Annotated in this window: 9 protein-coding genes; all 9 read left to right on the top strand. The window is 64.8% G+C overall.

All coding sequences use genetic code 11. The features are described from left to right. Nucleotides 1-581 precede the first annotated feature (581 nt). Complete coding sequence (locus BLV45_RS11325) at nt 582-1,541, top strand: IclR family transcriptional regulator (RefSeq protein ID WP_090532766.1); 960 nt, start codon at nt 582-584, stop codon at nt 1,539-1,541. Next, the gene (locus BLV45_RS11320) at nt 1,538-2,620 is read left to right on the top strand and encodes a 2-dehydro-3-deoxygalactonokinase (RefSeq protein WP_090532764.1); all 1,083 of its coding nucleotides are present in this window, start codon (nt 1,538-1,540) and stop codon (nt 2,618-2,620) included. The genes BLV45_RS11325 and BLV45_RS11320 overlap by 4 nt, the downstream gene beginning before the upstream one ends. A 30-nt stretch (nt 2,621-2,650) precedes the next feature. Continuing rightward, complete coding sequence (locus BLV45_RS11315) at nt 2,651-3,331, top strand: 2-dehydro-3-deoxy-6-phosphogalactonate aldolase (RefSeq protein WP_090532762.1); 681 nt, start codon at nt 2,651-2,653, stop codon at nt 3,329-3,331. Further along, nucleotides 3,328-4,116, top strand: coding sequence for an SDR family oxidoreductase (locus BLV45_RS11310; protein ID WP_090532760.1), 789 nt, complete (start codon nt 3,328-3,330; stop codon nt 4,114-4,116). The genes BLV45_RS11315 and BLV45_RS11310 overlap by 4 nt, the downstream gene beginning before the upstream one ends. A gap of 124 nt (nt 4,117-4,240) precedes the next feature. After that, entirely contained in the window at nt 4,241-5,239 is a 999-nt protein-coding gene (locus BLV45_RS11305) for an arabinose ABC transporter substrate-binding protein (protein WP_090532758.1), read from the top strand. Nucleotides 5,240-5,451: 212 nt separating this feature from the next. Then, nucleotides 5,452-6,972: an L-arabinose ABC transporter ATP-binding protein AraG gene (gene araG, locus BLV45_RS11300; protein ID WP_090532755.1), complete on the top strand. Its 1,521-nt coding sequence runs from the start codon at nt 5,452-5,454 to the stop codon at nt 6,970-6,972. Nucleotides 6,973-7,038: 66 nt separating this feature from the next. Then, nucleotides 7,039-8,037: an L-arabinose ABC transporter permease AraH gene (araH, locus tag BLV45_RS11295; protein WP_090532753.1), complete on the top strand. Its 999-nt coding sequence runs from the start codon at nt 7,039-7,041 to the stop codon at nt 8,035-8,037. A gap of 25 nt (nt 8,038-8,062) precedes the next feature. Then, nucleotides 8,063-8,863, top strand: a complete 801-nt coding sequence (locus tag BLV45_RS11290; RefSeq protein WP_090532751.1) for an SDR family NAD(P)-dependent oxidoreductase — start codon at nt 8,063-8,065, stop codon at nt 8,861-8,863. Continuing rightward, a complete protein-coding gene (locus BLV45_RS11285) occupies nt 8,860-9,783 on the top strand; it encodes an SMP-30/gluconolactonase/LRE family protein (protein WP_090532749.1) in 924 nt (307 codons plus the stop codon). The genes BLV45_RS11290 and BLV45_RS11285 overlap by 4 nt, the downstream gene beginning before the upstream one ends. Nucleotides 9,784-9,966: the final 183 nt, after the last annotated feature.

The following is a 9,966-nucleotide window of genomic DNA, read 5'->3' as shown; positions in this document are numbered from 1 at the left end:
GATGACGGCACCGTTGAGCGGGCACTCCGCGACGCACGTAGTGCGGAGTGGGATGAATGAGCCCTGTGTCACGGGCGGTGCTGTGCGGGAGATCAGATCGTGCGCGGACCAGCGCGGCATCGAGCGCGAGAGCGACACCTCTTGGGGTGCCATTCGCCAACGATGACGCACTTTGAGCAGGTGAGTTTTCGGAGCGCCTTTCTTTTGCCTACTTTTCTTTGGAAGACAAAGAAAAGTAGGTGCCGCCCCGCACAGGGGCGACGCTAATAGACCGATACGAATACAAGGAAAGGCCAAAGGAAAACACAGCTTCGGCACGAAAAACCCGGAATGCCGTCCCGCCAAAGGGGCAACGCTAATAGACCGACATGAATGCAAGAAAAGGCCAAAGCAAAAAAGCAAACCCGCGCCGCAAGAAGCGATCCCACTATATGACCACAACACTCACATATTGGAGATAAAAGAAAAACCCCCCTACAATCCAGATCAACGAGCCGCGAGAGCGGCAAAAAAGCGCCGGCCCTGCTGCATCGCAGCAAAAAAACCGCAAGCGCAAAGACAACATCGGAGACGAGTCCCTTATGTCCGTGACTGACAGGCGAGAAGCGACGCGCGAAGCCGACGCGCCCAGATCACAAACCCCCTCGACGGCTCAGGCCGCGTCCCGCTCCAATGGCGCAGCCACCCTGCCGGCCGCGGCGCAGGCGGACTCGATAGCCGTCCCCAGTACGCTCCTCGACGTCACGCCCCAGCAAGCCGGCACGCAGACGCTCCTGCGCGGTCTTGCGATCCTCGAAGCCGCCGCCGCCGGCGTGCGCGATCTGCGCACCTTCGGCGCGGCGCTCGGCACGACCCGCAGCACCACGCATCGCCTCGTCAGCAGCCTCGTCCAGGCGCGCTATCTGCGTCAGGTCCAGGGCGGCTATCTGCTCGGCCCGAAGCTGATCGAACTCGGCACCATCGCGCTCGAACAGATGCCGCTGACGGCCGTCGCACGTCCGCATCTCGAAGCGCTCGCCGAACAGACGCTCGATACGATCCACCTCGGCGTGCGCGACGGCGACGACGTCCTCTACATCGACAAGATCCCCGGTACCCGTGGCCTCGAAATGCGCTCGCGCGTCGGTCACCGCATGCCGCTCGCGTCGACGGGTATCGGCAAGGCCATGATGCTCGACCTGCCGCCAGACGCCTGGCGCTCGCTCTTCGAAGCGTCGCGTCGCGCGCTCGCCGGCGTCAGCTTCAAGCCGGACAACCGCCCCGACTCGCTGACCTTCATGCAGCGCATGACCAACTATTCGACGGGCGGCTACACGTTCGACCTCGAAGAAAACGAAGCCTCGATCCGCTGTGTCGCAGCGCCCGTGCGCGATGCGTCGGGCGCAGTCGTCGCGGCGCTTTCGGTGGCGAGCACGATTCCCTATATGTCGCTTGAGCGCATGGATGAACTGATCCCGGTCGTGCAGCGCGAAGCGCGCGCGATCTCGGAAGAACTGGGCTGGCGCGTGCCGCAACCGACCACGCGCAGGATCAAACGATGAGCCAGTCGAGCACCTCGAGCGCACCCGCATCTCAAGCTCGGGCCGCACATGCAACCGACACCATCGCAATGAACGACGCCGCATTGATCGCACTCGACTGGGGCACGACGTCGCTGCGCGCGTATCTCTTCGACGCGGCGGGCAACGTGCTGGACGCGCACGCTTCGTCGGCCGGCATCATGAACCTGCCGCGCCCGGCAGCGGAAGGCGGCTTCGATGCGGCCTTCGACGCGGCCTGCGGCGCATGGCTCGACGCGCACCCGGACCTTCCGGTGGTGGCGGCCGGCATGGTCGGCAGCGCGCAGGGCTGGACCGAGGCGCCGTACGTCGACGCACCCGCCGACGCCGCTTCGCTCGTCGCCGGCATCGTGCGCGTCAAGACCGCGCGCGGTCTCACGATTCACATCGTCCCGGGCGTCCTGCAACGCGGCGACCTGCCGAACGTGATGCGCGGCGAGGAAACGCAGATTTTCGGCGCGCTCGCCGGAAAAGCGTCTGTCGCGGACACCCCGGACGACGCGGGCGAACTGATCGGCCTGCCCGGCACGCACGCGAAATGGACGGTGGTGCGCAACGGGCGCATCGAACGCTTTCATACGTTCATGACGGGCGAAGTGTTCGGCGCGCTGCGCGATCACACGATCCTCGGCCGCACGATGACCGCGCCCACATCGCCCGACACGCAAGCGTTTTTGCGCGGCGTCAGCGTCGCGCGCAACAGCGGCGCGGCCGGCGTACTCGCGACGATCTTCAGCACGCGCACGCTCGGCCTGACCGGACAGCTCGCATCGAACGAACAGCCTGACTATCTGTCGGGCCTCCTGATCGGCCACGAACTCGCGGGCCTCGAAGCGGTGCTCGTGCGGCAACAGAGCTCGCTCGCCGGCAAGTCGCTGCTGCTGATCGGCAACGAAGCGCTGTGCGAACGCTACCGTCTCGCACTCGCCCAGTTCGGCTGTACCCAGGCCGCCCTCGTGCAGCACGCAACGGAACATGGACTGTGGCGCATCGCGACGCAGGCCGGCTTCGTCGCGGCTGCAGAAACGCAGGCCAGCGCGACTTCCCGCGCGGCCCGCTGACCGACGCCAACGAACGCACAAGGAATCGACATGCAACCTCACATCAATCTGCCCGCGCCCTACATGCCGCACGCCGGGCTGATCGCGGCGTTCGAGGCGTGCCCGTTGATCGCGATCATGCGCGGCGTCACGCCCGCCGATGCCGCCGATCACGGTCGCGCGCTGTACGAGGCCGGGTTTCGCATCGTCGAAGTGCCGCTCAATTCGCCACGGCCGTTCGACAGCATCGCCGCAATCCGGCAGGCGCTGCCGGCCGATGCGATCGTCGGCGCGGGCACGGTGCTGCATCCGGGCTTCGTCAACGACGTGAAAGCCGCGGGCGGCGAACTGATCGTGATGCCGCACAGCGACGCCGAAGTCGTGACCGCCGCGAAGGCATTGGGGCTCGCGTGCGCGCCAGGCGTGGCCACGCCGAACGAGGCGTTCCTCGCGCTGAAGAACGGCGCGGACGTCCTCAAGATGTTCCCGGCAGAACAACTCGGCGCGCACGTCGTGAAGGCGTGGCGCGCGGTGATCGCGGCGGAAGTGCCGCTCGTGCCGGTCGGCGGTATCACGCCGGACAACATGGGCCCGTTCCTGAGCGCGGGCGCAAACGGTTTTGGCCTCGGTTCCGCGCTCTACAAGCCGGGCCAGAGCGCGGCCGTGACGGCTTCGCACGCGATGGCGTACATCAACGGCCTGCGCATCGCGAAGGCAGGTGTACAGAAATGAATCGCCTCGCCGACAAGGTCGCGTTGATCACCGGCGCCGGCCGCGGCATCGGTGCGGCGATCGCGCACGCCTTCGCGCGCGAAGGCGCGGCGGTCGTGCTCGCCGAACTCGATCTGGAGACGGCGCGGCACACCGCGCGCGAGATCGAAGCGCGATGCGGTTTGCAGGCCGGTGCGAAAGTGCTCGCGGTGCAGACGGACGTGACGCAATCGACTTCGGTGCAGCACGCGGCAAGCGAAGCGGAAAAGGCGTTCGGGCCGCTGAACGTGCTCATCAACAATGCGGGTATCAACGTATTCTGCGACCCGCTGACGATGACTGATGATGACTGGCGCCGCTGTTTCGCGGTCGACCTCGATGGCGTGTGGAACGGCTGTCGCGCGGTATTGCCGGGCATGGTCGAACGCGGCGCGGGCAGCATCGTGAACATCGCGTCGACGCATGCCTTCAAGATCATCCCGGGATGTTTTCCGTATCCGGTCGCGAAGCACGGCGTGCTGGGTCTCACGCGCGCGCTCGGCATCGAATACGCGCCGCGCAACGTGCGCGTCAACGCGATCGCGCCGGGCTATGTCGAGACGCAGTTGACGCGCGACTGGTGGGACGGTCAGCCGGACCCCGCCGCCGCGCGGCAGGCGACGCTGGATCTGCAGCCGATGAAGCGTATCGGCCGCCCGGAAGAAGTGGCGATGACCGCGGTTTTTCTCGCATCGGACGAGGCGCCGTTCATCAACGCGAGCTGTATCACGGTCGATGGCGGGCGCTCGGCGCTCTACCACGACTAGTCAGGAGACAGGGCAGGAACAGGGTTTTCAGTCGGGCGACGCACTGGCCGCGTGTGTCGCGAGAACCGATAAAAGAAGACGCGGCCGACCACCTTCTCGTTACCAATAGTCAGGAGACAGCATTATGAAACGTAGAATTTTCCTCACGCTGGCAGCTGCAGCGGCGGGCGTGTTCTTCAACGCAACGGCCGCTCAGGCAGCCGATCCGGTGAAGATCGGTTTTCTGGTGAAGCAGCCGGAAGAGCCGTGGTTCCAGGACGAGTGGAAGTTCGCGGAAATCGCTGCCAAAGAAAAGGGCTTCACGCTCGTGAAGATCGGCGCGCCGTCGGGCGAAAAGGTGATGAGCGCAATCGATAACCTCGCCGCACAGAAGGCACAGGGCTTCATCATCTGCACGCCGGACGTGAAGCTCGGACCGGGCATCGTCGCGAAGGCGAAGGCCGACGGCCTGAAGATGATGACGGTCGATGACCGCCTCGTCGACGGCGCGGGCAAGCCGATCGAATCGGTGCCGCACATGGGCATTTCGGCCTACAACATCGGCAAGCAGGTCGGCGACGGTCTGGCGGCTGAAATCAAGAAGCGCGGCTGGGACATGAAGGACGTCGGCGCGATCGACGTGACTTACGAACAGCTGCCGACCGCGCATGACCGCACGTCGGGCGCCACCGACGCACTGGTCGCCGCAGGCTTCCCGAAGGCCAACATCGTCGCGGCGCCGCAAGCGAAGACCGATACGGAAAACGCTTTCAACGCAGCGAACATCGCGCTCACCAAGAACCCGCAGTTCAAGCACTGGATTGCCTACGCGCTGAACGACGAAGGCGTGCTCGGCGCGGTGCGCGCAGCAGAAGGCCGCGGCTTCAAGGCGGACAACATGATCGGTATCGGTATCGGCGGCTCGGATTCGGCACTGAACGAATTCAAGAAGCCGAACCCGACGGGCTTCTTCGGCACGGTGATCATCAGCCCGAAGCGCCACGGCGAAGAAACCTCGACGCTGATGTACGACTGGATCAAGGACGGCAAGGAACCGCCGAAGCTCACGCTGACGACCGGCATGCTGGCCACGCGTGACAACGTCGGTGAAGTGCGCGAAAAGATGGGTCTCGCATCGAAGTAAGCGGCAGGTCGTAACAGCCGTACCAGGCAGGAGAACGGCGCGACAGCTGAATGCGTGAAGCATCCGGCTGCCGCGCCGGGCAACAGACGGCGCCCGGCTGGCACGATGTGTCGCAGGGCGCCTTAAGAATCCGGGACGACAGGGCTTTTTGCGTGAACGTGACGTGAGATCACGTGCGCGCGCAGGATGTCCGTAATGTGAGGGGAAGCGAAGTGTCAGCGACGCTGCGTTTTGACAATATCGGCAAGGTGTTTCCAGGCGTGCGCGCGCTCGACGGTGTGTCCTTCGACGTGAACGCGGGCCAGGTACACGGCCTGATGGGCGAGAACGGCGCGGGGAAATCGACCCTGCTCAAGATTCTCGGCGGTGAGTATCAACCGGATTCCGGCCAGATCCTGATCGATGGCAACGACGTGCGCTTTGCGAGCGCGGCCGCTTCGATCGGCGCGGGTATCGCGGTGATCCACCAGGAACTGCAATACGTGCCGGATCTGACCGTCGCGGAAAATCTGCTGCTCGGCCAGTTGCCGAATGCACTCGGCTGGGTCAACAAGCGCGAGGCGAAGCGCTTCGTGCGCGAGCGTCTCGCCGCGATGGGCGTCGACCTCGATCCGAACGCGAAGCTGGGCAAGCTGTCGATCGCGCAGCGGCAGATGGTCGAAATCTGCAAGGCGCTCATGCGCAACGCGCGCGTCATCGCACTGGACGAGCCGACGAGCTCGCTGTCGCACCGCGAAACCGAAGTGCTGTTCAAGCTCGTGCGCGATCTGCGCGCCGACAACCGCGCGCTGATCTACATCTCGCACCGCATGGACGAGATCTATCAGCTGTGCGACGCCTGCACGATTTTCCGCGACGGCCGCAAGGTCGCCTCGCATCCGACGCTCGAAGGCGTGAGCCGCGACACGATCGTGAGCGAGATGGTGGGGCGCGAAATCAGCGACATCTGGAATTACAGGCCGCGTCCGCTCGGCGAAGTGCGCTTCGCGGCGAAGGCGATCGAGGGCCACGCACTGAAAGAGCCGGCCACGTTCGAGGTGCGCCGCGGCGAGATCGTCGGCTTCTTCGGGCTGGTGGGCGCGGGCCGCAGCGAACTGATGCACCTCGTCTACGGCGCGGACCACAAGAAAGCGGGCGAGATCGCGCTCGACGGCAAGACGATCAAGGTGCGCAGCGCGGGCGAAGCGATTAAACACGGCATCGTGCTGTGCCCGGAGGACCGCAAGGAAGAAGGCATCGTCGCGATGGCGAGCGTGTCGGAAAACATCAACATCAGTTGCCGCCGCCACTATCTGCGTGGGGGCCTCTTCCTCGACCGCAAGAAAGAGGCGCAGACCGCCGACCGTTTTATCCAGCTGCTGAAGATCAAGACGCCGAGCCGCCGCCAGAAGATCCGTTTTCTTTCCGGCGGCAACCAGCAAAAGACCATCCTGTCGCGCTGGCTGGCCGAGCCGGACCTGAAGGTGGTGATTCTCGACGAACCGACGCGCGGTATCGACGTCGGCGCGAAGCACGAGATCTATAACGTGATCTATCAGCTCGCCGAGCGCGGCTGCGCGATCGTGATGATTTCGTCGGAACTGCCGGAGGTGCTGGGCGTGTCCGACCGCATCGTCGTCATGCGGCAGGGCCGGATCTCCGGCGAACTGAAGCGCGGCGAAGCCACCGAACAGACCGTACTGGGCCTTGCGCTGCCGCAAAGCTCGACAGAACCCGCCGCGCAGGCGGCGTGAATTTCACCGGACGAGACGATTTAAATACCTGTCCGACAACCCGTTGGGAACGGGAGGAGTTATCAAATGCAAGCCAGAGAAAACCTCAACGCCGCTGATGCGTTGATTCCGCAAGCGAGCGACAGGCAGAAGTGGTGGCAGCACGTCACCGAATACAGCCTGATCGTGATCTTCGTCCTGATGTTCCTGACGATGTCGCTGACCGTCGATCACTTCTTCTCGATCGAAAACATGCTCGGTCTCGCGCTGTCGATCTCGCAGATCGGCATGGTCTCGTGCACGATGATGTTCTGCCTCGCGTCGCGCGACTTCGACCTTTCGGTCGGCTCGACCGTCGCGTTCGCCGGCGTGCTCTGCGCGATGGTGCTGAACGCCACGGGCAACACGTTCATCGCGATCGTCGCGGCGGTGCTGGCAGGCGGCGTGATCGGCTTCGTGAACGGCGCGGTGATCGCGTATCTGCGCATCAACGCGCTGATCACGACGCTCGCGACGATGGAAATCGTCCGCGGCCTCGGCTTCATCGTGTCGCACGGTCAGGCCGTGGGCGTGTCGTCGGATACGTTCATCGCGCTGGGCGGCCTGTCGTTCTTCGGCGTTTCGCTGCCGATCTGGGTCACGCTGCTGTGCTTCATCGTGTTCGGCGTGATGCTGAACCAGACCGTCTACGGCCGTAACACGCTCGCGATCGGCGGCAATCCGGAAGCGTCGCGTCTCGCCGGTATCAACGTGGAACGCACGCGGGTCTGGATCTTCCTGATCCAGGGCGCGGTGACGGCGCTGGCCGGTGTGATCCTGGCGTCGCGTATCACGTCAGGCCAGCCGAACGCCGCCGAAGGGTTCGAGCTGAACGTGATCTCGGCGTGCGTGCTGGGCGGCGTGTCGCTGCTCGGCGGCCGCGCGACGATCTCGGGCGTGGTGATCGGCGTGCTGATCATGGGCACGGTCGAAAACGTGATGAACCTGCTCAACATCGATGCGTTCTACCAGTACCTCGTGCGCGGCGCGATCCTGCTTGCCGCCGTGATGCTCGACCAGTTGAAGAACCGCGGTTCGCGTGATTAATCCCTGCTCCTGAAGGAATCGAACGATGTCGTCTCCGGTCAATGTGAATGAACGTCAGGCGGATAGCGTGTTTGCCCGTTATCCGAGTCTTACCGATCGCACGGTGTTGATCACCGGCGGCGCAACCGGCATCGGCGCATCGTTCGTCGAACACTTCGCGGCGCAGGGCGCGCGCGTGGCGTTCTTCGATATCGACGCGAGCGCCGGCGAAGCCCACGCCAACGCACTCGGCGGCTCGCGTCACAAGCCGCTCTTCCTGCCGTGCGATCTCACCAGTCTGGACGCGTTGAAGAAGGCGATCGCCGACGTGCGCGCGGCACTCGGCCCGATCACCGTGCTCGTCAACAACGCGGCGAACGACAAGCGCCACACGATCGCCGAAGTCACGCCCGCGTTTTTCGACGCGGGTATCGCGGTCAACATCCGTCACCAGTTTTTCGCGGCGCAGGCCGTGGTCGACGACATGAAGGCTGCCGGCGGCGGCTCGATCATCAATCTCGGCTCGATCAGCTGGATGCTGAAAAATGGCGGCTATCCGGTGTACGTGACGTCGAAGGCGGCGGTGCAGGGGCTCACGCGCGGTCTCGCGCGCGACCTCGGTCCGTTCAACATCCGCGTCAACACGCTGGTGCCGGGCTGGGTGATGACCGAAAAGCAGAAGCGTCTGTGGCTCGACGACGCCGGCCGCGAATCGATCAAGCAGGGGCAGTGCATCGACCGCGAACTGATGCCGGACGACCTGGCGCGCATGGCGCTCTTCCTGGCCGCCGACGACAGCCGCATGATCACCGCGCAGGACGTGATCGTGGACGGAGGCTGGGCATGAGCGTGGCGGCGCGCGAACAGCGGGCGGCGCTCCTCATCGATGCGAAGTGCAAGCTCGGTGAAGCCGCGACGTGGTGCGCGCGCACCGGGCGCTTTTACTGGACGGACATCGAGGGCGCGCGTCTGTGGCGCTACGATCCGGCTGACGGGCGCAGCACGTTCTGGCCGATGCCCGAGCGGCTCGCGACGTTCGCGCTGTGCGCCGACCCGCATTACCTGCTGCTCGGCCTTGCGTCGCATCTCGCGTTTTTCGATCTCGCGACCGGCGAGACGCGACATATCGTCGACGTCGAGCAAGGCTTGAACACGCGCGTCAACGACGGCCGGTGTGACCGGCAAGGTCGTTTTGTATTCGGAACGAAAGACGAGACGTCGCCGATGAAGACCGTCGGTGGCTTTTATCGCCTGAATCATGATCTGACGCTTGAACGGTTGCCATTGCCATCGCCGGCAATTGCGAACAGTATTGCGTTCAGCCCGGACGGCGCGACGATGTACTACTGCGATTCGCCGACCCGCACGATTCGCACCTGCGCATACGGCAGCGACGGCGGCATTTCAGGCGATCGCGTGTTCGTGACGCTGACCGATGCGGCCGGAGTGCCGGACGGCTCGACGGTCGATCGCGACGGCGGTCTGTGGAACGCGCAGTGGGGCGGCGCGCGTGTCGTGCGCTACGGCGCCGACGGCGTCGAAACGGCGCGCGTCACGGTGCCGACCGCGCAACCAAGCTGCGTCGCGCTGGGTGGCGCGCAGCTGGGCACGCTGTACATTACGAGCGCGCGCGACGAGCTCGACGCGGCGGCGCTTGGCAAGGACACACGGGCGGGTGGCGTTTTCATCGCGACGCCTGGTGCGCGTGGCTTGCCGGAGCCGCTTTTTCAAGGCACGCCGGGGCGGCGACAAGCGCCCAACGTGTAGTTTCGCGGAAGGTTTCGCGCGAGGCATTGCAGGCTGACCGTTTCAATCGCACCGCCGCGCAGGACTTCATTCGCAGATGTTGCAGCACGCAGTACGACGCCAAAGAGGCAACCGGCTTGCCGAGTTGCCCGCAGAATTTCCCGTCGGTGACGACGGCAATGTTTGACGCCTCTCGAGGAGACT

The sequence above is a fragment of the Paraburkholderia sartisoli genome, assembly GCF_900107685.1.
Lineage (GTDB): Bacteria > Pseudomonadota > Gammaproteobacteria > Burkholderiales > Burkholderiaceae > Paraburkholderia > Paraburkholderia sartisoli.
This window is presented reverse-complemented; position numbering and strand designations above follow the sequence as displayed.